This window comes from Peribacillus sp. GL_122 (genome assembly GCF_057835005.1).
Window position 1 is genome coordinate 3,029,476 of record NZ_CM174415.1, and the last position, 24,314, is coordinate 3,053,789.

At 36.0% G+C, this 24,314-nt stretch carries 21 protein-coding genes and 2 pseudogenes; 3 read left to right on the forward strand and 20 right to left on the reverse strand.

Going from position 1 to position 24,314, the window contains the following annotated elements:
- Positions 1-330: 330 nt before the first annotated feature.
- The 11 genes from AC3ISB_RS14580 to AC3ISB_RS14630 form a co-directional block, all read right to left on the reverse strand.
- Positions 331-1,671, reverse strand: a complete 1,341-nt coding sequence (locus tag AC3ISB_RS14580) for an aminotransferase family protein (protein ID WP_480339544.1) — start codon at positions 1,669-1,671, stop codon at positions 331-333.
- Between the two features lie 101 nt (positions 1,672-1,772).
- Positions 1,773-3,236, reverse strand: coding sequence for an NAD-dependent succinate-semialdehyde dehydrogenase (locus AC3ISB_RS14585; protein WP_489273617.1), 1,464 nt, complete (start codon positions 3,234-3,236; stop codon positions 1,773-1,775).
- Positions 3,237-3,392: 156 nt separating this feature from the next.
- Positions 3,393-3,587, reverse strand: coding sequence for a hypothetical protein (locus tag AC3ISB_RS14590; RefSeq protein ID WP_144527680.1), 195 nt, complete (start codon positions 3,585-3,587; stop codon positions 3,393-3,395).
- Between the two features lie 43 nt (positions 3,588-3,630).
- Positions 3,631-5,310 carry a hydantoinase B/oxoprolinase family protein gene (locus AC3ISB_RS14595; RefSeq protein WP_098369606.1) on the reverse strand — a complete coding sequence of 560 codons (1,680 nt, stop codon included), beginning with the start codon at positions 5,308-5,310 and terminating at the stop codon, positions 3,631-3,633.
- A gap of 3 nt (positions 5,311-5,313) precedes the next feature.
- Complete coding sequence (locus AC3ISB_RS14600) at positions 5,314-7,356, reverse strand: hydantoinase/oxoprolinase family protein (RefSeq protein ID WP_489273618.1); 2,043 nt, start codon at positions 7,354-7,356, stop codon at positions 5,314-5,316.
- A 103-nt stretch (positions 7,357-7,459) separates the two neighbouring features.
- A complete protein-coding gene (locus AC3ISB_RS14605; RefSeq protein WP_098369604.1) occupies positions 7,460-7,699 on the reverse strand; it encodes a hypothetical protein in 240 nt (79 codons plus the stop codon).
- Positions 7,700-7,716: 17 nt separating this feature from the next.
- A complete protein-coding gene (locus AC3ISB_RS14610) occupies positions 7,717-8,724 on the reverse strand; it encodes a DMT family transporter (RefSeq protein WP_098369603.1) in 1,008 nt (335 codons plus the stop codon).
- Entirely contained in the window at positions 8,721-9,044 is a 324-nt protein-coding gene (locus tag AC3ISB_RS14615) for a hypothetical protein (protein WP_098369602.1), read from the reverse strand. Before AC3ISB_RS14615 ends, AC3ISB_RS14610 begins: the two co-directional genes overlap by 4 nt.
- Before the next feature lie 202 nt (positions 9,045-9,246).
- Entirely contained in the window at positions 9,247-9,948 is a 702-nt protein-coding gene (locus tag AC3ISB_RS14620; protein ID WP_098369601.1) for a FadR/GntR family transcriptional regulator, read from the reverse strand.
- A gap of 1,216 nt (positions 9,949-11,164) precedes the next feature.
- Positions 11,165-11,620, reverse strand: coding sequence for an N-acetyltransferase (locus AC3ISB_RS14625; RefSeq protein ID WP_098369600.1), 456 nt, complete (start codon positions 11,618-11,620; stop codon positions 11,165-11,167).
- Between the two features lie 83 nt (positions 11,621-11,703).
- Positions 11,704-12,000, reverse strand: a complete 297-nt coding sequence (locus AC3ISB_RS14630) for an MFS transporter (protein WP_427586844.1) — start codon at positions 11,998-12,000, stop codon at positions 11,704-11,706.
- 434 nt (positions 12,001-12,434) lie between these two features.
- Between AC3ISB_RS14630 and AC3ISB_RS14635 the strand changes: the two genes are divergently transcribed.
- Genes AC3ISB_RS14635 through AC3ISB_RS14645 form a run of 3 tightly spaced genes read left to right on the forward strand, consistent with a single transcriptional unit; the run spans position 12,435 to position 15,882 of the window.
- A complete protein-coding gene (locus AC3ISB_RS14635; RefSeq protein ID WP_056528840.1) occupies positions 12,435-13,142 on the forward strand; it encodes a FadR/GntR family transcriptional regulator in 708 nt (235 codons plus the stop codon).
- Between the two features lie 24 nt (positions 13,143-13,166).
- A complete protein-coding gene (locus tag AC3ISB_RS14640) occupies positions 13,167-14,576 on the forward strand; it encodes an FAD-binding oxidoreductase (protein WP_489273619.1) in 1,410 nt (469 codons plus the stop codon).
- A 1-nt stretch (position 14,577) separates the two neighbouring features.
- Complete coding sequence (locus tag AC3ISB_RS14645) at positions 14,578-15,882, forward strand: (Fe-S)-binding protein (RefSeq protein ID WP_489273620.1); 1,305 nt, start codon at positions 14,578-14,580, stop codon at positions 15,880-15,882.
- Positions 15,883-15,895: 13 nt separating this feature from the next.
- Here the strand turns inward: AC3ISB_RS14645 and AC3ISB_RS14650 are convergent.
- The 9 genes and pseudogenes from AC3ISB_RS14650 to AC3ISB_RS14690 form a co-directional block, all read right to left on the reverse strand.
- Positions 15,896-16,156, reverse strand: a pseudogene (locus AC3ISB_RS14650) (transposase); the annotation flags it as partial.
- A gap of 63 nt (positions 16,157-16,219) precedes the next feature.
- On the reverse strand, positions 16,220-16,618 hold the full coding sequence (locus AC3ISB_RS14655) for a hypothetical protein (protein WP_489273621.1): 399 nt from the start codon (positions 16,616-16,618) through the stop codon (positions 16,220-16,222).
- Between the two features lie 813 nt (positions 16,619-17,431).
- Positions 17,432-17,884: a YoqH family protein gene (locus AC3ISB_RS14660; protein ID WP_141995194.1), complete on the reverse strand. Its 453-nt coding sequence runs from the start codon at positions 17,882-17,884 to the stop codon at positions 17,432-17,434.
- 245 nt (positions 17,885-18,129) lie between these two features.
- Positions 18,130-18,516 carry a DUF192 domain-containing protein gene (locus AC3ISB_RS14665; protein WP_098369594.1) on the reverse strand — a complete coding sequence of 129 codons (387 nt, stop codon included), beginning with the start codon at positions 18,514-18,516 and terminating at the stop codon, positions 18,130-18,132.
- Between the two features lie 325 nt (positions 18,517-18,841).
- A pseudogene (locus AC3ISB_RS14670) lies at positions 18,842-18,962 on the reverse strand (oxidoreductase); the annotation flags it as partial.
- 660 nt (positions 18,963-19,622) lie between these two features.
- Positions 19,623-21,353 carry a phospho-sugar mutase gene (locus AC3ISB_RS14675; RefSeq protein ID WP_489273622.1) on the reverse strand — a complete coding sequence of 577 codons (1,731 nt, stop codon included), beginning with the start codon at positions 21,351-21,353 and terminating at the stop codon, positions 19,623-19,625.
- A gap of 303 nt (positions 21,354-21,656) precedes the next feature.
- Positions 21,657-22,112: an NUDIX hydrolase gene (locus AC3ISB_RS14680; protein ID WP_489273623.1), complete on the reverse strand. Its 456-nt coding sequence runs from the start codon at positions 22,110-22,112 to the stop codon at positions 21,657-21,659.
- 28 nt (positions 22,113-22,140) lie between these two features.
- Complete coding sequence (locus tag AC3ISB_RS14685) at positions 22,141-23,892, reverse strand: glycosyltransferase (protein ID WP_489273624.1); 1,752 nt, start codon at positions 23,890-23,892, stop codon at positions 22,141-22,143.
- Positions 23,889-24,230 carry a hypothetical protein gene (locus AC3ISB_RS14690; protein WP_141994386.1) on the reverse strand — a complete coding sequence of 114 codons (342 nt, stop codon included), beginning with the start codon at positions 24,228-24,230 and terminating at the stop codon, positions 23,889-23,891. The genes AC3ISB_RS14685 and AC3ISB_RS14690 overlap by 4 nt, the downstream gene beginning before the upstream one ends.
- Positions 24,231-24,314 lie beyond the last annotated feature (84 nt).

Genomic DNA, 24,314 nt, shown 5'->3' on the forward strand with positions numbered 1-24,314 from the left:
CTAAATTCAAGCGGACAATTGCAAAAGAACTTATCAAGATCAATGTTTCTGATTAAAGGAAATATTAATCTAAGAATCGAATTTTCCTTCTTAAAAATACATTAAAAAAACTACTTTTGATACGGTCCCACCTAGTTAATCAAAAAAACATTATTGAGATATAACCCCAATGAATTTATATTCTTTATTTCTTCAATTTAGCAGCAGGTTTACGTTTCGAGTGGAGAAAACATTCGCTAGAAACATAAGATTTCTCCATCATAATATAAAAAAATTAATTCATGAATTAATGCCATCAATCCAATTTCCCTGAATCAATACTTTAATACTTTAGATAAGCTCTTTTTCGTTATGCTTCAGTTTAACTGCAGATATAGAATCAGATATAACTTCTATCATTTTATGAACCTCATGCTTATTAATAATTAAGGGAGGGGAGAATACAAGCGTATCTTGGCCTTCAAAAATAACCGATCTAAACATTAATCCTCTTTTTGCAGCTTCTTTTACAACCAAAGGAGCTAGAGGGTTATTGAACCTTTCATTTGTACTCTTATCTTTTCCTAATTCAATTGCTCCTAATAATCCTAGTCCCCGTACTTCTCCAACAATATTTTGTTCTTGTTGAATCCACTTAAATCCCTTCAACATCTCCTCACCCATCAATCTAGCATTTTCAATCAAATTTTCTTCTTCAATAACCTGGATATTTCTTAAAGCTACAGCACATGCAGTTGGATGACCACTGTAAGTATATCCGTGAAGAAAAGTATCCGTAGAAAGTTCAATTAGATCTTCATGTATTTTTTTACTTATTACCACACCACCTAATTGTGCATATCCACTTGTAACCCCTTTTGCAATAATCATAATATCAGGTATAACACCAAAGTGTTCCATACCGAAGTATTTCCCTGTTCTTCCAAATCCAGTTATAACCTCATCTGCAATAAATAGAATTCCATACTTATCACATACGCTTCTACATTCTTTAAAATAATCCTCAGGAGGAACATGCACTCCTCCAGACCCTTGAACAGGTTCCGAAATAAATGCAGCAATAGTTTCAGGTCCCTCTTTTTCAATTAAATCAACAAGGGCTTCTATTGATTGATCTTCTACATGGAAAAAGTCTGGAGAAAATGTGTTTGAAAAATCCCGAAATGGTTTTAGACCTGTAGCATTGGTGGCTCCCATTGCTAAACCATGGTAGGATTTTTTCCTAGAAATAATCTTCTTTCGGTCCTTTTCGCCTTTTAATATCCAATAATGTCGTACTAGTTTAATAGCTGTATCATTTGATTCCGATCCACCAGAAGTGAAAAAAGTCGTATTCAAATCACCTGGTGTGATTTGAGAAATTTTCTCTGCTAATTTAATAGCTGGCTCATTACTAAATGTATTAAAACATGAGCTATATGCTAACTTTGACATTTGTTCCGCTGCAGCTTCTACTATTTCCTTTCTGCCATGGCCTATATTCACATTCCAAAGTGACGACATTCCATCCATAACTTTATTCCCTAATATGTCATAAAGATAAATACCTTTTCCTTCAGAAAAAATAAAGGCAGGACCATCTTCTTGTTGTTGTTTTATCGAGGATGTAGGATGTAGAAAGTGTTTTTTATCTAACTCGCTCAACTCTTGAAATCTATTTTTGTTACTCATAAGTCTAAACACCCTTTCTATCTAAAATTTGTTAAATGGTATTACTGGTATTACCATTTAAGAAAGTTCTCTACTGTTTTTTTCATATGTCAACACATTGTCTAATCTCGAATAATTGTAGTAATCAATTTCATTTCCAGAAAATCGTCAAGACAATCAGGGCCGCCCTCTCTCCCGATGCCACTTTCTTTTATTCCACCGAAAGATCCTTCTACTTGCGAGACTACTGTATCATTAATCCCTACCATTCCGTATTCTAATGCCTCAGAAACTCTAACTGAACGAGAAAGATTCTCTGTAAATATATATGCCGCCAGACCATAGTCTGTATTATTCGCTTTTTTTACTACTTCTTCCTCAATTTCAAAGCTAAATATAGGAGCGACGGGACCAAATGTTTCCTGATTAGCAATTAACATTTGTTCATTTACACAATCTAAGACTGTAGGTTCATAAAAATAACCATTTTTGTGATGATCTTTATCAGAAACTTTCCCTCCAACTACTAAGGTGGCCCCTTTTTGCAGAGCATCCTCTACATGTTTTTTTACTTTGTCTAGCCCACTTTTATTCACCACTGGTCCAACATCAATATTTTCATCTATTCCATACCCCATTTTTAGAGATTGGACTTTTTCCTTAAATAAATTAATAAATGTATCCTTAATTGACTCCTGTACATAAATTCTATTAGGACATACACAAGTTTGCCCTGTATTGTTAAACTTGCTCCTTACTACTTGATTCACTGTACTCTCTAAATCACAGTCTTCAAAAACAATAATTGGTGCATGTCCGCCAAGTTCCAAAGAAACTCGTTTAACTTGGTTAGCTGCTTTTTTATATAAAAGTTTTCCCACTTCTGTTGAACCAGTAAAAGTAATCTTCCTAATTCGTTTATCTTCTAATAGGATATCTCCTATTTCCTTTGGATTTCCAATCACAAGATTAATAACTCCCTTAGGAACTCCAGCCTTCTCTGCTAGTTTAAAAAATTCAATAGCAGATATAGGGGTTTGTTCGGCTGGTTTTAATACGACTGTGCAACCTGCAGCAAGTGCGGGTGCTAATTTTCTAGCCACCATTGAAAGAGGAAAATTCCATGGTGTGATTGCTGCAACCGGTCCAACTGATTGACGTATAATGGAAAGACGTTTTTGCTTTTCAGATGATTGCATCGTTTGACCGTAAATTCTCCGTGCTTCTTCAGCATTCCAACGAAAATGTTCAGCAGCAATCTGCACTTCACTACGTGCCTGAACAATAGGTTTTCCCATTTCATTTGTAATGACCGACGCAAAATGATCTTCATTTTCTAATAAAAGGGAGTAGAGTCTCAATAAAATATCCGCTCTTGCTTTAGGAGTCTCTTTTGACCAACTCAAAAAAGAATTACAAGCAGCATCTATTGCTTCCTTTGTCTCTACCATGTTTCCGGAAGCGACTTGCCCCACGACATTTCCATTTGCTGGATTTACCACTTCAATAAATTGATTGGAAATTGAATCCTTCCACTCCCCATTTATAAATAGCTGATATTTTTTTGGAGACTTTAATATTTCCATTTTAGACCTCCCGTTACACTATTTACAACTTCATTTATTTTCATATCATACATGGCCTTTCATTTGGGTATGAAAGGCCATGTATGACGTTTTTCTTGCCCTTATTTAATGTGTTATTAGTAATTTGTTATTATATTCAATACTGTAATTTTTTATTTAGATTAATAATTTTTGGGCTTGTTTCTTTTTTTGAACCCTAATCTTTTCCCAATCCACACACCAATCTGAGCAAAATAATGATTGTACTCCATGGATATTTAATGTCTCAATTCTATTCTCATAAACTAATTTTCCGCATACTGAACATTTTTCATATTTTTCCACGTAATAACCATTACTCGAGAATTTCATCAAATCATCTCCTCATAATTAAATATTTTAACATTCAGGGATTTTAATAGATTGATAATGCTGCTCCTTCGGACACAAAACCATCCTTAATATCCTCTTCCAGTTTACTTCTATCTCTATCACATGGATCTCCATATCCACCACCACCAGGTGTAACTATCTTTACTCTATCTCCCTTTTTCACCGTAAGATTGGAGAATTTACTTGAAGAAACCTTTCCATAAGCTTCTTTTACATTTTTCCATTCACTCTCTCCATTTTTCATCACGAGCGTTGCACCTAGTCCACCTTCTTGACCGTTAAATAATCCAAACGGCGCAATTTGATGTCGATCTGACATTTGGCTTACAGTTATTTCTTGGGCCACACATTTTAAAACCTTTTCAGCACCCAATCCACCACGATACTTTCCAGGGCCGCCAGAATCTTGATTTAAATTAAAAGATTCTATAAGCCATGGAAATCTCGTTTCAAAAACTTCAGTTGGTGTCGTACGACAATTTCCGTTTATCGAGTCAACCATATTATTTCCATCAGCATATGGGCGCGCACCCCATCCTACAGCTTCTAAATCATAGCAAACATAATATTCATCATAGTCATCGTGATGCCCTCCAAATACAAAGTTTAGATGAGTACCACCTTCACAAGCCATGACCTTCTCTGGCACTGCCTTAGAGAAAGCACCTATAATAGCTAATGCTATTCTTGGATGTGTTTCCGTATTGCCCCCTACTTCCGGTGCTGGGAAATCAACATTTACTACTGTTCCTGGAGGAGCTACTACTTTAATAGGTCTAAAACATCCAGAATTCTTTGGAATTTCAGGATCTGTAATATGCAATAAGGCATTATAAGCTGCTGAAACAGATACACCATAAGTAGCATTAATCGGTCCACGTGCTTGTGGTGAAGTTCCCGTATAGTCTACAATGACTTCTTCATCTTCCACATACACATTTGCTTTAATCGTGAAAGTCTTATCTTCAATTCCATCATTTTCAATATAATCTTCAAAATCATAATAACCATTTGGAATTTCCTTTAATTCTGCACGCATACGACGTTCAGAGTAATCCAATAGATCATCTACTGTCTGTGTAAAGATTTCTTTTCCATATTTAATGATTAGCTCTGATAATCTTGATTCACCCAAATTAACAGAACTGATTAACGCTCTTAAATCACCGTAATTATGTCTCGGTGTCCTTACATTAGCTAGCATAATTTTCCACACAGCCTCATTGTCTTTTCCTTCGTTAATAATTTTCACAGGAGGTAATCTTATCCCTTCTTGAAATACTTCCGTTGCTTCTGCAGCAAAACCTCCTGGAACGATTCCACCAATTTCTGCTATATGTCCAATGGCGACCGCATAACCAACCACTTCCCCGTCTACAAAGATAGGTTTAAATAATGTATGTTCTGGAATATGCAATCCCCCTCTGTATGGATCATTATGAAGAATGACATCTCCAGGCTTCATTTCAGAAACAGGTATTTCTTTGATACAGTTATCAATTAAAACTGGCATACCACCAATCATTGCAGGGCAGAAATCAGCAACTGCTATTAATTCCCCTTTTGTATTTGCAAGACCACATGTAAAATCTAAAGCTTCATTAAAAATAGTAGAATAAGAGGTTTTCATGAGAGTAATTCCCATCTCACGGCAAATTGATATCATTGCAGAATTAATAATATTCATTGTTACATAATCCATTTATTAACACCCTTCCTTTGTTTTAATATGAAGATTTCCAAAGTCGTCAACTATTACGATATGATTAGGCCTAATTACAGTTGAAGATGCACTTTCCTCAATAATTGCCGGACCAGCAATTCTATGACCGGCTAATAGAGTATCTCGATCATAAATAGCTGTTGCCAAAAATTCATCATCAAATCGAACTAAACGTTCATCTTTTGGAACTGCGATTCCTCCATTTGCTAAGTCAATATTTTTTAATTTTGCTTTCTCAGGTTTACTAATGACTGTAACTTTGTAGTTAACAATCTCCATCACTTCACCGTCAATTTTGAAACCAAAACGATCATTGTGCATATCATGGAAAGTATTCCAAATATGTTGAACATTATCTTCATTAATTTGGGCATAAGTAAAAGGAATATCTAATTCATAGTTTTGGCCTAAATACCTCATTTCAATGGATGTAATAACTTCAAGATTTTCTCTGTATCCTTGTGAAATTAAGTCATTCATACCGGTTTCTTTTAATTCTTGGAATACTCGATTTGCTCGATCAATTTCAAAAAACTTAGAGGTCATTTGGACAGTTCGCTGCAAATCCACTCGGGCATCACATTGGACAAAGCCAAACGCCGAAAATTGTCCTGGGTACACTGGAACAATACAATTTGGAATACCAGCGATATCAATAATGTCGCTTGCATGTACAGGGCCCGCTCCACCGAAACTGAGCATTGTAAAGTCACGTGGATCATATCCTTGTTCAATTAATACCATTCTTAATGCTCCAACCATATTGTTATTGGCAATCTTCACAATTGCCAGTGCAGTTTCTTCTACAGACATTCCTATTTGTTCACCCAGTTTTTCGATAGCTTTATAAGCAGAATCATAATCAAGTTTCATTTTTCCACCAAGGAAATTTTGTGGATTTAAACGGCCTAATACTAAATTGGCATCCGTTACAGTCGGTTTCTCTCCACCATTTCCATAACACACTGGTCCTGGATGTGCACCTGCACTTTCTGGTCCAACATTTAGCATTCCGCCTTTATCTATAGAAGCAATACTTCCGCCACCTGCACCAATTGTACGAATATCTATCATTGGTACTTGAATAGGGATTCCCCATTCAATTTCGAAGTTCGTCGTAAATTGTTCTTCTCCGTTTACGATTACCGCTACATCTGTACTAGTTCCACCCATATCAAGTGTGACAAGATTATCAATTCCACATAGATTTGCAATTGATTTTCCAGCTACAACTCCTCCAGTTGGGCCTGAAACTGCAGTGTTAATCGGAGCTTGATCAGTAGCATCGATGGTCATAATTCCACCATTTGATTTCATGATTCCTACATTTTTTGTGATGTTCATATCTTCAAAGTTTTCTTCTAACGTTTTCACATAGTTTGAAACAATCGGTTTAATATAGGCATCTGCAATAACTGTACTGCCTCTTTCGTATTCCTTCCATTTTGGGAGAACTTCATATGAAATCGAAACTGGAATTTCAGGTAGGTATTTTTTAAAGAGAGATTTTATTTGTTGTTCATGTGAGGGATTTACATAGGAGTATAGAGTGTTAATTGCAATAGAATCAATATCGCCTCTATTTCTTATTTCTTCTGCGATTTGTTTTACTTCTTCTTCATTTATTTCCTGTAATACTTCGCCTTTATGAGTTAATCGCTCTGTAATCTCAAAACAATTCCTCCGTTTTACCAGTGGTTCAGGCTTAATCCAACTGATATCATAATGTTTTTTTCGATTTCCCCGTTGAATAAATGGGACATCTTTAAAGCCTTTTGTTGTAATAAATGCCACATTTCCCCCTTTTCTTTCTAAAATTGCATTTGTGGCAATGGTTGTGCCATGACGTATTTGACCTACACTTGTTAGATCATCAAAATTATTTAATCCAGTCAATAAACCATTAATAGGTTGTTTAGGAGTAGATAGATTTTTCCAAACTTCTACTTCTTGTGTTTCTGTGTTAAAAGATACAAAATCAGTAAATGTACCTCCCATGTCAATGCCGCAAATGTACTTACTCATACTTGTTCCCCCTTATTAATTCTAACTATTTTAAATATTACAAAATTTATCGATATAGTTACTTGACCGTTTAAAGAAATGAAATCCGTTACTGATTCAAAAATTAATGTTTCCGATACTTCTTATCAAAGATTAACGCTATATATACTAAAGCAATAAGTACTGTTGAAGTAGCGACCCAACGCCAGCCGTCTTGTGAAGTACCTAACGGTTCCCACCAACCATTTATAATAATAATGATAAATGGAATAACAAATACCATTGAACTTGCAAGGACACCACGAATTAAGTAATTGGCTTCTTTTTCAGATATCTTTAAATATTCGTTTTTGATCTCATCCAATTGGCATTACTCCTTTTCTATTCTCTTAATTTACTTATTGAATTGGACGGCCTTAATAACATAACACTAATTCCAGCAAACATGATTAGGGAACCTATTAATAATGAAGTGCTCCAAGTCCCGCCATAAACAGTCATCGAAAGAAGTGTTGTCCATACAAACCCTGTACTCGCTAATAATCCTCCACCAACAGTTCCTGCTGTATTTATTCCTATATATAGAGCGACAATCATATAGACTCCCCAAGCACCACCAGTTACTGCAGCATATGCCCACCACATAGGTTCTTGAAACATTATACTAGCAATATCTGTAAACTTAGGCATTATTGTGAAGTTAAGAATAATCAAAGCGACTAATGCCCAGCCAGCTCTCCAAAACAATGTACTTTCTTCAGGGATCATATCTGAACCAGCAGCAATCGCGAAGTTCTCAACTCCATACATGATGGCAGAAAGCAGTCCCATAGCAGCACCTATCAAAACAATTGTTCCCGAAACACCCTCTGGAGCTGCAATACTCATTCCACCAGATGCAACCCAAATTCCAGCTACTATAAAGATAACTCCTACTATTGTCCACTTTTGCAGTATCTTTTCCCTATAGACTAGCGAAGTAATGACAGCTCCCCAAAATCCAAACAATGCTGCTAAAGGACCAGCAATTGCTCCTCCTACTATCGCAGAAGCTGAAAAGAATAGAAAATCGCCAATCATACCCGTCATGGCGGTAAAAACCCCGTACCATGAAATTTTTGATTTGAAAATTCTAAAATTATCTTTTGCGCTTCCAACCATAAAAGAATAGATAAAGATAGCAAGCAGACCAAACATATATTCAAAAAATTGAAATGCCATTGAACCTGTAGGGAATGCCATATTAAAAGGGGCTAAAGTCCCTGCTGAACCTGCAAAACCAAAAGCTACTCCTAGCATAGGAGCACCAAGTGCTGCATACACCATCCCTATTCGAACTTTACGAGATTCTTGCAACATTTTAATTTTTTCTAAAGACTCGGCGCTCATGCAGTGCCCCTCCCCGTAATTAGATTTCCTATTTTTAAACCTAATTCATCAATAATTTTTCGAGGTGAGAGTTGGTAATCAATAAATTCCTTGTGACGTGCTTGTAATTTATACTTCCTTAAAATAGAGTCATTGTGAGTTACCACCTCCACTTCATCTGTCCAACTTTTATTCGATAACTCAAGTAATATAGAGCGAATTTTACTTAGCGATTGTTTATTGTAATGATTCTTTAATCCTTGGTATATTTCATACTCCCAAATTCCATCTTCGGAAAAATATAAAATTGAATAAATAGAATACTTTAAAGGTGGTTTCACTTTTTCACTCCTAACTATAATTTCATAATATTGTCTAGCCAGTTTGCACATAACAATGCAGTAATTACCGCAATTACAATACTTACTGTAGCTGGAATCCCAGGGTGAAAAATCGGTAGCTTCTTATCCATTTTTTACAACCCCTTTTTTGTTTTTTCGTACAACTAAAACCTTAGTACATCACCCCTTTCAAAGTAGTTATTTAAATTAGTTTATCAATCTTGAGTAAACTGATTTCTTCACCGAATAAATTCATATGATCATGCATGACTAATATCGCACGATCAACATCTCTTGATTCAATTGATTTTATCAACATCCAATGATGTTCTTGAGCTTTATCCATTACATTGATAAAACTACTTGTATAGTTAGTTAATAAGAAAGTCGTATGTTCAGTCATATCAAAGAATGAATTAACTAAAACAGAAAAAATTGGATTTTGAGTTGAACTAGCTAAAGTCCTATGAAATTTTAAATCCCAGTCTAAAAAACTACTGATACTGATGTCTTCATCCATTTGGTTACAAATGCTTTTTAATTCTTCGATATTGTCACTACTAGCCTTTTTAACAGCTAATTTAATGACTAAAGTTTCAAGTTCATGACGAACCTCCTGGATATCTTCAATAGAGGAGTCATATTTGTCAATTACTCTTTTCAAAGTTTCAGTAACTAACGTATCTTTTATCTTTGTAATATAAGCTCCTTTTCCTGGTTTTATGGTAATTAACCCTTTTTCCCTGAGAATAGTGAGTGCTTGCCTAATCACATTCCTACTTACATTGTATGATTGTGTTAACTCTCTCTCAGAAGGAAGTTTTTCTCCTTCTTCATAAATTCCTTTGTTAATTTTGTTCTCTATTTCTTCAGCTACTTCAAAATATAATAAATTTCCACTCATCTCTAATCACCTTATTTCTTTTATTGGTTACACCGGTATTACCAGTATAACCAGAAAAAGCAAATGTTTTAAAAAAATAATATGTTATTTAGTTCTTGATGTAATCTTATAAAAAGATATTCAAATACACCATCATTTTCCAGTCGACCGTGTGTAAATCAGAATAAAGTTTAAAAATTTTTTATTAATCAGAATATTCTTAATTAAAAATTAAACTAACTATTTGCCTTTGTCAATCTTTTTTTTCTTAAAAATTATCCCATTTTCGCATTTGTATTTTTTAAGAATCTTTGTGATAAATACCGTCTTCTTCGGGATCAGACTAGGTACGCTACCAAAGTTATGTAAAAAAACACATTTTACTTTTGCTTTCTTAATGTATTTGCACGGACACTAGCTGATGTTGAGTTTAAACATATTCCTAGATTTCGAAATATGATTTGACGTTTGGTAAGTTAGAGCTACTATTCTTTATATTCGAAGAACAAATATCAAAAAAAAAAAATAACTATTGCATTTAAACTGTTGCCATAATGACTAAGGCGGTTAGCAATGGCTATCGGTAAATGTGACAAAGAATTAGAAATTCTATCTGGAACAATATCTATTTCTTTGGGCAATTTATGAAGGAAAACCCCTAAACGACTTAGAATTAACAAAAGTTAAAAACTATCTACAAGGATCTGAGATGTAATTCGAGTACCCCTTAATTTAGGTAAAGAAAATCCGACCGTATGGGGTTTTGATCTTCCTACGACTACGTACGAATAAAAGATTATACAACATAATATTATTAGTCTATTATTTTTTTAATATCCCTATAGTAAAAAGAGCATTATTTTTCAGGTTGCCAGGTACTATTCTTGACAATCTTTTTTGTTTTAATCATTGTATAATTTGTAATATCTAATTCAATCGCTAGTACTTTATTTAGAATTTATTCCAAAATTGTATTTTCGGCGTTAACTTCTCTCCGAAAGGACGAAGAAAATGGCACCATCGTTAGGGGGCCATTCTCTTTCTCTCGTAACCTTTACTTTTATATTTTAAAGCTATAAATACATATTTTACTTAAATATACTCATCACTCTCGTGTGTCACCCTCTCTTTCTAACCACTTATCATAAGGTGCTTTCTACTTAAAATAACATTAACGGAAATGTGTAATCCGCCTTTATTAAGGACAGCCATAATTGAATGGACTGATGATAATTTTTTATCCAATATAATTAATCATTGCAACTTCATCACAAGAGTTAAACTTTGGGCAATTCATACAATCAATCCACACTTTTTCTGGCAAAGTATCCTTTGAAATAATTTCAAAGTTACATTTTTTAAAAAACTCCGTTTCGTATGTTAATGATATTAATCTGCTAATTTCAAGTCGTGAGGCTTCATTTATAATATGATTAACTAATTTACGACCTATACCTTGACCAGAATGACTTGGAGCAACGACTAATGAACGTACCTCTGCCAGGTCCTGACCTAAAACATGTAATCCGGCAACCCCAAGTATTTTATTATCCTCTTTCATGACATACATACATTGTAAATGTTGATATAGGGATAATTTTGTACGAGGTAAAACTACTCCTTGTTCAGCGTGAATTTGTATTAAATTATAAATATTTTTAACATCACTAGTTACTGCATGATAAATATCCATATTTTATCTCCTTATTAGATCTTAGAATGTTTATTATAAAAATATATTATTTTGTATTTTTATGCAATGAAATGTTTTTTTATTTATGTCAACACTACGGCGGCTCCCAACGTAACAAGAATAAGTGCAATCCATTTTCGCGCACCGGACTTTTCCTGCAACACGTTGCTTGGAATTTCAAACAAGAAATAGCTGATAAAGAAAATACCAGAAACGCTTCCAAACATCTGGCTTGTCAGTGCCAGTGCTTCGTTCTTGTCCAAAGCCGCATAACCTAAATTCGCTCTGTTAATGAATGCAATTACATACAAGACAATAAGAAATGGTACAATTCGTCTTTTCACTTTTCTAGTCGTTTGTCTTTCTAAACATAGTTGCATTGCTCATGTCGCTCACTCATAAATGCAAATATTTAAAAACAAAAACCTCAATTTATTTGTTAATGAGAATAAGCTAAATAACATTCCATTAATTGAGGACTGAAAACAACTTAAAAGTACCCTTTTACATCAGTAAAGTTTCTAAAGTTCTTCCCTTTTAATATTAAGTTTACAGTTTGCGAAACCAGGTTGTAGTCATTAAAGAAAACTCTTGATTAACTCAACAGTTTTTTATACAATATTTGTAATACAAATATTCGTTTTTCGTAGTTTAATTAAAGGTTTTTCTTTATTATAAACAAATTGAAAGCGCTTTCGATTTGATATTTCTAAAAATTAGAATAAAATCTCAATGCATTCCATAAATATGTCATACAAATTATTAGCTTTTATCCTTCTCTATTGAGATAAAACATGAAAGGTGATAGATTATTTTGTCCCAAAAAGAAAGTGTTTCTCAAATGATCTCCCGTGAATTATTAAACATGATTGAAACAGGGCAGTTCCGTCCAGGTTCTAAGCTGCCAACGGAAAAGGAGTTAACGGCTCATTTTTCTGTAAGCAGAGCACCCATACGCGAGGCATTAAGCATGCTGCGTGCTGCTGGTGTCATTAACTCCCGTCAAGGAGGCGGAAGCTATGTGGAAGAAACGACAAGTTCAACATTCATACATCGCATACAAGTTGAAAGAGATGATGTTGAAAATATTAAGTATCTATTTGAGATGCGAAAGATTCTGGAACCTGAAGCGGCCTATTTAGCTGCCCTAAGACGTACACCAAAATGCCTTGACCAAATGAAGAATATTTTAAAAAGAATGGAAGAAGAATCTATTGAAAAAGGAACTACTGCCATCCATTCTGATATAGAATTTCACAGTTCCATTATTAAGGCTACGCAAAATCCGATTATGATTCAAACGCTTGAAAGCTTATCTACTCTCTATGAAAAAGCGTTAAACATTACTCTTCGTCCAAACGAACAATTAAAACGAAAACGTAAAGCAGTCTACGATGAACATCAAAGCATTCTTCTGGCAATTGAAGCAGAAGAGCCCGAATTGGCTAAACTTCAATGCCAGATTCATTTAAGAAACGCCGAGAAAAAATTAAGTTTATTTTTACAGGATTATACAGTATAGCAAAACAGAAAGGATGATAATGAAATGAAAGTAGTAACCGCCAATCACATTCAGGAAATCGATGCAATTATAAAAACGGGAAAAGTCTATACAGATGAAAGTGACCGCTTTAGCTATTCATTCGATGCTTCATTCGGGACGTATTTGCCGGACCTCGTCATTCAGACAAAAAGTACAGAAGAGCTAGTATCCCTCGTGAAGTTTGCGAATCGGGAAAAAATCCCTCTTTATCCACGGGGCCAGTCTACTAGTTTAAGTGGCGGGCCGCTTCCGGTTAAAGGGGGCATCGTCCTCGATTTATCTGTGATGAATGATATTCTGGAAATTCACGAAGAGGACCTTGTAGCAGTGGTTTCTCCTGGTGTTTTGACATCGAATATACATAAAGCAGCTGAACAAAAAGGATTTATGTATCCACCTGACCCAAGCAGTTCTCACGTCTCGACAATTGGCGGCAATTTAGCTGAAAACTCTGGAGGGCCGAGGGGGCTGAAATACGGCGTAACGAAAGATTATGTTATTGGCCTTGAAGTGATTACACCTGAAGGAGAACTCATAAAAACAGGCGGGAGTACCGTTAAGAATGTGACAGGATACGACTTAACGAAGCTGATTGTCGGATCAGAAGGTACACTCGGCATCATTACGAAAGCAGTGCTCAGACTCATTCCTAAACCGAAGGCTACTGCAACAATAATGGTTATTTTTGATAGTTTAGTAGATGCAGGAAGTGCGATTTCCAAAATTCTTTCTGCCGGTATCTTCCCTTCAAAAATGGAATTGATGGATCAGGCATCCATTGTAGCAGTTGAACAGTTTGAGCCACTTGGCTTACCTGTTGATGCGGCTGCACTTATTTTAATTGAAATGGATGGCCATCCACTTGCTTTGCAAGAAGAAGTTGCCCAGGCTTCTGAATTATGTCGTGCCGTAGGAGCAAGAGAAGTTAGAATTCCAAAGGACAAATTCGAAGAAGCGGAACTATGGAGAGCACGAAAGCTCGTATCTCCGGCCATTGTTCGGATTAAGCCTACGAAAATTTCAGAAGACGCCACCGTTCCTCGCAGCAAAATTCCTCAAATGTGTGAAAGACTGCAGAAAATAAGAGACAAGTACGGTGTTCATCTCGTTGTTTTTGGGCATGCAGGTGATGGTAACCTTCATCCTAACATTATTTGTGATAAAACGGATAAAGAAGAAATGAGTCGCGTTGAACTAGCTGTTGCGGATATTTTTATGGCGGCCATTGAGCTTGGAGGAACCTTGTCCGGCGAGCATGGCATTGGAATGATGAAAGCTCCCTTTATGGAAATGGAGCTAGGGGCAGCTGGCCTCGATATTATGAAACGGATTAAAGAAGTATGGGATCCAAATAACATTATGAACCCAGGGAAAATTTTCCCTGAACCGGGACAAAAATTGGAGTTGAGCTAACATGGAAACATCACTTAAACAGTTAAGAGCAGAACTTCAATACGACAAAACGAATAACTGCGTCCAATGCGGCTATTGTTTGCCTGTGTGTCCGACTTATACAACATTCGGAAAAGAGACACATTCACCACGTGGTCGAATTAACTTAGTGAAAATGGTCGGTGAAGGAAAAATTACAGACTTATCTGTTCTCGAAGAACCATTCGATTTGTGTTTAGGCTGCAGGGCGTGCGAAACAGCCTGCCCGACAGGTGTAGAATATGGTTCCATTTTAGAAGCCACTCGCGCAGCACTTGTCAAACGCAAAACCTTTTCTATTCCTGTGCGACTACTGCGAAAATCAATGCTGAAAAAGGTTTTCCCAAGTAGGAAGATGATGAACGTCACTGGACACTCCATTTGGCTGTACAAAAAAAGTGGGCTGCAAAAAGTGACTCGTTCATCAGGTATTATGAAAAAGTTACCTTATAATCTTGGTGCATTCGAAGCAATCATGCCGGAACCGGTTTCACCGGTGGAACGAGGGCGTGCCCTGACAGAAGTGAAAGCAAAATTGAATCCGAAATATGTAGTTGCCTTTTTCACCGGTTGTATTATGGATGCGATGTTCCACCACATTAACCAATTATCCATTAAGCTTCTTTCAGAAGCGGGCTGTGATGTTGTCGTTGTACCGAAACAAACATGCTGCGGCGCACTGCACGCCCATTCTGGAGAAATGGATGAAGCACGCAATCTTGCGAAACAAAACATTCTGGCTTTTGAAAAAGTGGAAGCTGATTTTGTTGTCAATAATGCTGGAGGATGCGGCGCCATGTTATATGAATACGGTCATTCACTTTCAGATGACAGCGAATGGGCAGACAGAGCAAGAGCTTTTTCAGCTAAGTCAAAAGATATCAGCCAAATTCTTGTTGAATGCGGATTACCAGAGATAGCAGCCCGAGCTGGCGAGAGAGTTACGTATCAGCGCTCTTGCCATATGACGAACGTTCAAAAAGTAACGCAAGAACCAGTCGAATTATTGAAACAAGTGCCTGGAATACAACTTATTGAAATGGATCAGGCTGACATGTGCTGTGGATCTGCAGGCATTTATAATATTTTAAACTATGATTCATCCATGCAGATTCTTGACGAGAAAATGAAGCACACTAAAACCACAGAGGCAGCTGTTATTATTACAACAAATCCTGGCTGCCTATTACAGATGAAACTTGGTATTGATCGTGAAGGACTCACACAATCAATGCGCGCCCTTCATCTAATTGAATATTTAGCTGAAGCTGCCGGTATCGATTATTAAATTCCTTCTTTCTGCCCCATAGTACGGCAAGATACCAGGAATGACGTAGTCTTGTCAAAACCCCTTTTAGTAATACGAGGTTGCCTTAAATTTACCCGATGAGTGAACGCTTAGAGCCACTCCAGTGAAGGCAACCTATTTCACCCATTTTAGGGATAATCTTAGCTGCGATTTTCCCTCCTATACCGGGAATCGATTGGATGACCTTATATTCTTCCATTACATTTGCCAGGGTAACTACAAAATTTTCCAAATCAGAGAGGTATCCTTGGTAATGAAAAGGCAACTCAAACGAATTATTGTTTTTTTTATATGTTCATGAAATTGCCCTGTTTTCTTAAAAAACATGTACATCTCCAGAGTTCATTTTATTCTTTATTTTCTCTACGTTGCTCAATTCATCGGCAAATGAAAGAAAAGACTCCCTATCATGTGCATCTAGTGCTTCGTTTACTTTAAAGCTCAAATGGTTAAGTTTTAGGTTCAAATCCAAAATGGAGCAAATGCTACCATTGGTATACAGTTCCTCAATATCTTCCACATGCATAAAAAACTGAAACTCATTGTTGACAACTATTAAAGAGTGCCATCCTAGGCAATCAACGTACTTCCGTTCGTTTGTAATTGTCCAAACATCACCTTGAAGAAACTCAATTATATGTTGGTGCCTTTGCCCAGGACAGCAGCAGCTTACTTGATGCTGAAATAATTCCAATATTACAAAATTTTTATTCATAGGTTTTCCTCCCTCACTCACATTCAGTTTTTTTTGAATTCTACTTCAACCTTAGCTCTTTGTCAGTCAGACTGTTTTTGGTCAGAGTTACCGTCTATTCTGATAAGGTTGACTAATTTTTTAATTTTTCTTCCTGGTCCAAACTGTATATTCATTATTGTCGCCTTTTTAATATCGAAATTCTTTTTATTAACATGCAATATAACTAAATGAAATTGATAATCATTTTCATTTAGTATTTTATATGATAATGATTATCACTGTCAATCTGTTTTAGCCAACTTTTCATATTTTTGTTTTGTTGCCTCGGAAAAATAGATGCCCAGTTACTGCTGTCAAGCTCCATCTTATGTATTATATAAGTTTTTAAAAGTTCGTTTTAGTCATGTCCTAATAATGATTTTTGAGTGGATGTGTCCATCTTTGAAGGTAAGGGAACAGGTAAGAAATCCCATTCGCCCTATTTGTTAGGACAGAACTCAATTTTACTCTCTGCTAGTCTACTTTCTCCAGCTGTAATACCGCCTCTGAAGTAGGATATTCCTTTAACAACAATAAAAAAACCTTCCAATTTTCCTCCTCTACTTACTAATCATATTCCTCCATGCAGTGTCATAGCTTCGCTTGTTATACGAATCTAAGTACAATCAGCCTTAAACATGTTTCTGGCGGACAATTTACTTCACGGGATTAAGTCCCACGCACCCGTACGTCCTACCCTGGCTACTGATAAAATAGATTCTATTAAAAAAAGGTCAACCAGTAATTTTACTGGACGACCTTAGAATACGAAAGTATCCGTTAGTTCAATAGCTACTTACAGTTTTTGATATTACTTCTTAATATAATGGGTCCCAATTTTTCAGTTTTTGAATTAGAAAGACGCACATGTACTTCTACATTTTCCATTTTCGCTGTAATTTCATCAAATCTTCCAGCCCAAGTTGGACTATCTTTTTCTGGAGAAGGATAAAGCCTGAAACGCCAACTAATTTCGTCTGGTATAAAAGCAAAACCTTCATAGCTATCGTAATTCCCATAAGAAGATGGCTCTGGAAGGTGTACCCCAAGAATACTTATATTAGTTCGTGCAAAACTTGGTGGGCGCAACTGCACTTTATAAACCAATGCTGTTCCCTTTGAATTTGTAAGCTTTTTATCAATTGGATCCAATACCATACTACAAGGCAAAGTTGTTGCATTTGTTTGTATAGGAGAAATGACAAAAGTTAAGATAATAAATATGCCCAAAACAATTTGTTTCATACCAACACCTCTTACAATTATTTTGGTTATTTTACCCACATTATGATCTAAATATAGATAGTCCTTATTCAAGTAACCTGCCTCTCTAGTTGCATAAGAAAAGGAGCTGCTGAACAGCTCCTGGTAATAAAGTTTAAAGCACCTTATTTTGTTTAAGTACAATTCTTCACAATCTCCCGAGTAGCATTAACATAAATATCCATTTAAAACTCACCTCAAAGAACTAAAGGTGAGGTGATATGAATTCAACCAAGCTTTACATAATCCCCTACTTTAATTTGATTCTTTTCAAACCATCCAAGATTCACTTCAATTGCATAATTATATGATATTTCTGGATCATAGGTAGGGCATATATACTCTTTACAAGGCTCCATATCAAGTATTTTCAGAATTTCCCCAGCTGAGTCAAGAAAAGCAATAGATAAAGGAATTAAAGTGTTTTTCATCCAAAATCCACCATATATTTCTTCTGAAAACACAAATAGCATCCCCTCATTTTCGGGTAATTTCCCAACAAACATTAAGCCCTTTTCTCTTTTTCTTTGAGTATCTGCAACTTGAACGGTTAATCTAATTTCCTTGTTTCCACTAAGTATCTTTATCATTCTTGTTTTCATTCTATTTTTCATGTTCACTCACCTTCGAGTATTATTATAAGCAGGAAAGAAATTTGATGTTTTTTAAAAGAAGTTCATGAGATTGAAATTTTCTTTTTTCGAAAAAACGTCTATTCCCTAATAATAAAAAGGAAGAAAGTTGGAGATAAATATAGATGAAAAAAATAACTAAGCAAGCTCCACTTTCACTTCTAATACTTATTCCATGTTCTTAAATTTAATACTTTTTTTTCAATAAACACAGAAACTATATATAAAAACACAGGTGTGTTTTGGAAGATATCATGAACTTAAAAACATTACTTTTAGTAGTTTCCCCCCTCTTCTTCCAATCTGTAATGAATTGAGCAAAACCTGCTGTCCATGTAAGACCTGGAAGGACTGAGTTAACGGTTACTCCAGTTCCTTTAGTAATATCCGGCAAGTCCACGGGAAAGTGTTATTAAAGGAGTCTTAGAGGCACCCTTAATGAACCAGTTCGGGGTATGCACGCTATATAAAATATATCTTTATAACATTCCTCTGCCATAGTTAAATTGGGTAGGTTCTTTTGTTTGAATGTCGATTTTATGTATTATGTTAAATGTTCTAGCTTTACGTTTTAAGACTTCAACTTTAAAGGTTCTTTTCTTATTTGACTTTTCTCATAGGGGATGGCCTCACCATGAGCGCCAATAAGGACCCTTTTAAAAACCCTCCCCATTTAGCACCTTTCATAAGGCCCATCCTAGGGCCTGTACAACTGTACTACGTAACGTCATACGGTATCAGCAAGGCTACTATATAGGGGGGATTTGGACAATTGGATTGGAATAGTATATTATATGTTCAATATTCCAATTAGTGTAGAAAAGTAATAAATATCAGCATCAGCCCCTTATACCCTACCACGCACACCCTCTTACCCAACCCATGTTGGGATACAACGCCGAAAGACCTAAGGACGACCTACCGGGAACCTTGATTTCTCGCAGGGTATTTATGACTCCGAAAGGCTGTGTGCTAGATTTAGAAAGCAGTAATAATCTAATGATAGACAAAGAATGGCCCGCATTTCTTTACATAATGAATGCTGACCCTAGTTTTTTAAAGAAAATCCTCTGAATGAGAGTCCTTCTTTAAAGCATTTTATTGATTCTTCTCATAAAATCTTCCATAACGGTGGATAATTTCCCCTTAGCTTCCTTCATCGAGCTTCCTTGAACACCGAAATAAAATTTAACTTTAGGTTCCGTTCCGGAAGGTCGTAAACATACCCATGTGCCATCATCAAGAAAGTATTTTAATACGTTGGATTTTGGGAGCTTGATGGCCTCTTCCCTATTTGACGCAAACATGTATTTTTTTCTGCTGAGATAATCCTCTCGAACCACTACTTTATGACCAGATATTTGCTCTGGTGGATTTTCACGGAATTCATTAAGGATCGCTTGAATTTGTCTGGCACCTTCAATTCCTTTTAAAGTTAACGATCGTAAATCTTCCAAGTAATAGCCATATTTCTCAAAAACATGCAGTAAACCTTCGTACATCGTTTTGCCTTGCTTTTTATAATAGGCACAAACTTCCACTGCCAGAATAGTCGCCTGTATGGCATCCTTATCTCGTGCAAAGTCTTTGATTAGATATCCATAGCTTTCTTCATAGCCAAACAGGAAAGAATGTTCTCCACTTGTGTGGTATTCATGGATCTTTTCAGCAATGAATTTAAATCCAGTTAAAACATCTACCGTTTTCAAACCATTTTGATCAGAAATCGCGCGTCCTATTTCTGAAGTCACAATGGTCTTTAATACCACTCCATTTTCTGGAAGAGTCCCTTTCTTTTGTTTTTGTGAAATTAAATAATCCAAAAAGAGAGCGCCTGTTTGGTTTCCTGTTAATACGACATAATTTCCAGCATTATTTTTCACGCTAATTCCGAGCCTATCCGCATCTGGATCGGTGGCAATCAATAAATCAGCGTCGACACGGTTTCCAAGCGCGATGGCCAATTCAAAAGCAGCATGTTCCTCTGGATTAGGCGATTTAACAGTAGGAAAGTTAGCATCGGGCATTTCCTGTTCTTTAACAATATGGACATTTCGATATCCTAGATCATGCAAAGCACGTTTTACTGATTTATTGGCTGTACCATGAAGCGGTGTAAACACGAGCTTTACATCGATTTCATTTGCTAACTTTGGATCTTCCGGAATAGTGAGCAAATGCTTATTATAAGCAGTATCCAGCTCTTCCCCAATGATTTGAATGAGCCCTCTGTCTTTTAGGATTTCTTCTTCCTCCACTACAATGGAAAGCTCACTTTCAATCGTGTTCACGTAATTAATGACTTGATCCGCCGCTACAGGAGGTAGCTGTGCACCGTCTGATCCGTACACTTTATACCCATTATATTCAGGCGGATTATGGCTTGCTGTAATGACGATACCGGCAAATGCACTCAGCTTACGTACGGAAAAAGAGAGCTGTGGGGTAGGCCGTAATTCATCAAATAAATAAGCTTTAATTCCCTTTGTTGCCAAAGTCTTGGCTGCTTCCAATGCAAATTCTGGAGACTTATGTCTTGAATCGTAAGCAATTACGACTCCTCTGGATTTTGCCTCGTTTCCAAACGATTGAATATACTCAGCAAGTCCTACTGTCGCTTTTCGCACGGTATAAATGTTCATTCTATTCGTACCTGGACCAATTTCCCCTCGCATACCACCCGTCCCGAATTCCAAATTTTTATAAAAGGCGTCTTCAAGTGCTATCTCATCATCCTTCATTTCTTCAAGCATTAAACGCATTTCATTATCTAAATTTCTGTAACTTGTCCAAATAGTATATAAAGACTTCCAGTCCATGAAAAAACAGCTCCTTCCAGCCTGTATATTTTTCTTTTCTCTTTGACCTTAGTACACATTGTAGGCGATCAATGAGTATGAAGTCTAAAAGCCATCGTTCCTAAAACACCCATTACGATATCATTTTTAGCTTCCTAAAGTAGTTCCTTATCCTGCAACGGAGTTGAAGAATCGCCAAATGTCCTCCTTCCAAAGTTGTTGGTTAGATCCATTCATATTCCTAACCAATACTTTGGAAAGAGCGTCATTTATTCTTCACTATTTCTTTGGAAGAGCGAAAATACGGCTGGTTTTCGAAAGAATTCAATTGCGAAATCTTGAATAATTATAAATTTCTTTCTTGATTTCGGGATCCATATCTTTTGGCAACTGATTTATTGAAAAGAATTTTACAGCACTTCCTTCATTACCATCAGGTTTCAAGGTTCCTTCGATAATTTCATTTGTTATATAAAAAGCATTAACAGAATAGAATTGATCTCCATTTGGTAAGTGAATAAAATAGTTTACGCCTGATATAACTTTTAGAAATTGTAATCGACCAATCGTTAAACCTGTTTCTTCTTTTACTTCACGCAATGCTGTTTCCTCTAATGATTCTCCTAGCTCCATAAGTCCCCCTGGTAATCCCCATACATTTGTATCTGTTCGAAATTGTAATAAAATCTGCCCAAGTGGATTAAATACTAATACTTTTGCCCCTGTTAAAATAACTGGCCTTTTTCCCACAAGCTTGCGTAAATCTTCAATATAGCCCATGTCACTCCCCTACCTGCTTAAATGATAACTATTGGGTATCCAGCTTGTTTTTCGTAACTGTTTTTAAGTTTTCCTTACTTGAATTATTTTTTCGATTTCTTTTTCTTTTCCTTTCCGTTTTCGTTTTCTTTTCCTTTTCGTTTTCCGTATTCTTTTTCTGTTCCGTTTTCGTTTTCTGTTCCCTTTTCTTTTCCTTTTTCGTATCCATTTCGGCTTCCGTCTTCGTTTTCGTTTTCTGTTCCGTTTTCGTTTTCTGCGCCTTTTTCTTTTCCTTTTTCGTATCCATTTCGGCTTCCGTCTTCGTTTCCGTTTTCTGTTCCGTTTTCGTTTTCTGTTCCTTTTTCTTTTCCTTTTTCGTTTCCATTTCGGCTTCCGTCTTCGTTTCCGTTTTCTGTTCCGTTTTCGTTTCCATTTCGGCTTCAGCCATAGTTGGAGTTATGGCTCCATTACTTTTATTTGCTGCAATTGAAATAATTAAGTTTACTGATATATTAGTCTTCGTTTCCGTTTCGGCTTCCGTCTTCGTTTCCGTTTTCGTTTCCATTTCGGCTTCCGTCTTCGTTTCCGTTTTCGTTTCCGTTTTCGTTTCCATTTCGGCTTCCGTCTTCGTTTCCATTTCGGCTTCCGTCTTCGTTTCCATTTCGGCTTCCGTCTTCGTTTCCATTTCGGCTTCCGTCTTCGTTTCCATTTCGGCTTCCGTCTTCGTTTCCGTTGTATTAACGAGAGAATATAATCTTTCTTGCTCCATAATTTGTTTATTGACATCAAATTTTTCTTCAATGACTTTCCGTGCTCTTTCCGTATAGGCGTTCCAAATCTCTGGATGGTCTAAAAAGAATTGTATGCCTTTCGCTAACTCAATATCATTTTTTTCTGGAGCTAGGTAACCTGTTCTCTGGTGTTCAATTAATTCAGGGATTCCCGCGTGTTGAGTGGAAACGACAGGTAAACCGCTAGCCATTGCTTCTTTTAAGACATTAGGGATGCCTTCGATATCACCAGTTTTAGCTGTCTGACTTGCAAGACAAAAGATATGAGCTTTTTTTAATTCGTTCGAAACTTGTTTTGAATCCATAGCTCCTCTAAGAATCACAACATCTTTAAGGTTAAATTCTGTAATGACCGATTTAATTTTTTCCTCATCTTCACCTGTTCCAATAATATGCAGTCTAGCCCTTGGATATTGTGAATAAATCCGTTTAAATGCATTTATAAGAGTAACAAATCCTTTTTTGTCTACAAGTCTACCTACAGATAAAACTCTTATTTCGCCTTCTTTAGGAAGAATGGGGGTAGAATAGGCGAAAAGATCTGTTTCGATACCACCATATAACACATGAATTTTTTCATCCGGAATTCCTAAACTTCTTAATCCTTCTGCAAGATATTGGCAAACAGGAAAAAAGTGTGCACCATGTTTAATAAATGATGAATATCGCTTAGCATTTTTTCTGAAAATTTCTGGTCTATCAGAACCATCACGTCCTCTAATGCTAACAATCAATGGGATATTATATTTTTCACATACAGGCAAAATTTCTTGTCCATGTTTTCCGTGATGAGCATGAATGGCTATGATTTCTTGTTCTTTGAAGAAATTTTCTAGATCTTTAATCTTGTTTAAATTATAGTAGTTTTCAAAGGGGAACTCTGTTTGGTTGGTATCGTCGAATGGGCCGATTACGATTGAGCGATAGCTACTTATTTTTACGATTTGATTATATATAAAACGTTGGTGTGTTTTAATGTTTTCACTTACAAAATAAGCAATGGTTTTCATCCTGCCTCAGTCCCTTTAACAAGAAATTCATATTTGCTCTTCTCGCGTCCTGCTAAAACTAATAGCTCTTGATAATTGCCTAATTTTTTTATTTTTCCTTGTTCTCCAATTTGTTTTACTTGCTTGTGAAATTCATGAGGGAACATGGAATCAGCTTTATAAAAAATGTCTTTGTATGGTAGGTCTTCAGAACAAACTTTAAGGTAGTTTTCAAACAGAGGATTTAATTTGAATAGAAGATCTTTTGCAGAATTACGTGTAAGGGACGTCATGAGAAAATCTGATAAATTATACTCTTTAAGAACTTCCAATGGAGTTTTCATATTTTCAGGGTTCAAATTACTTTCTCCTTTTATTAACTTACATATTTTTTGCTTGCATGTAATTTACCTATTTACCTATCTCTTTTTATTTGATTTTAG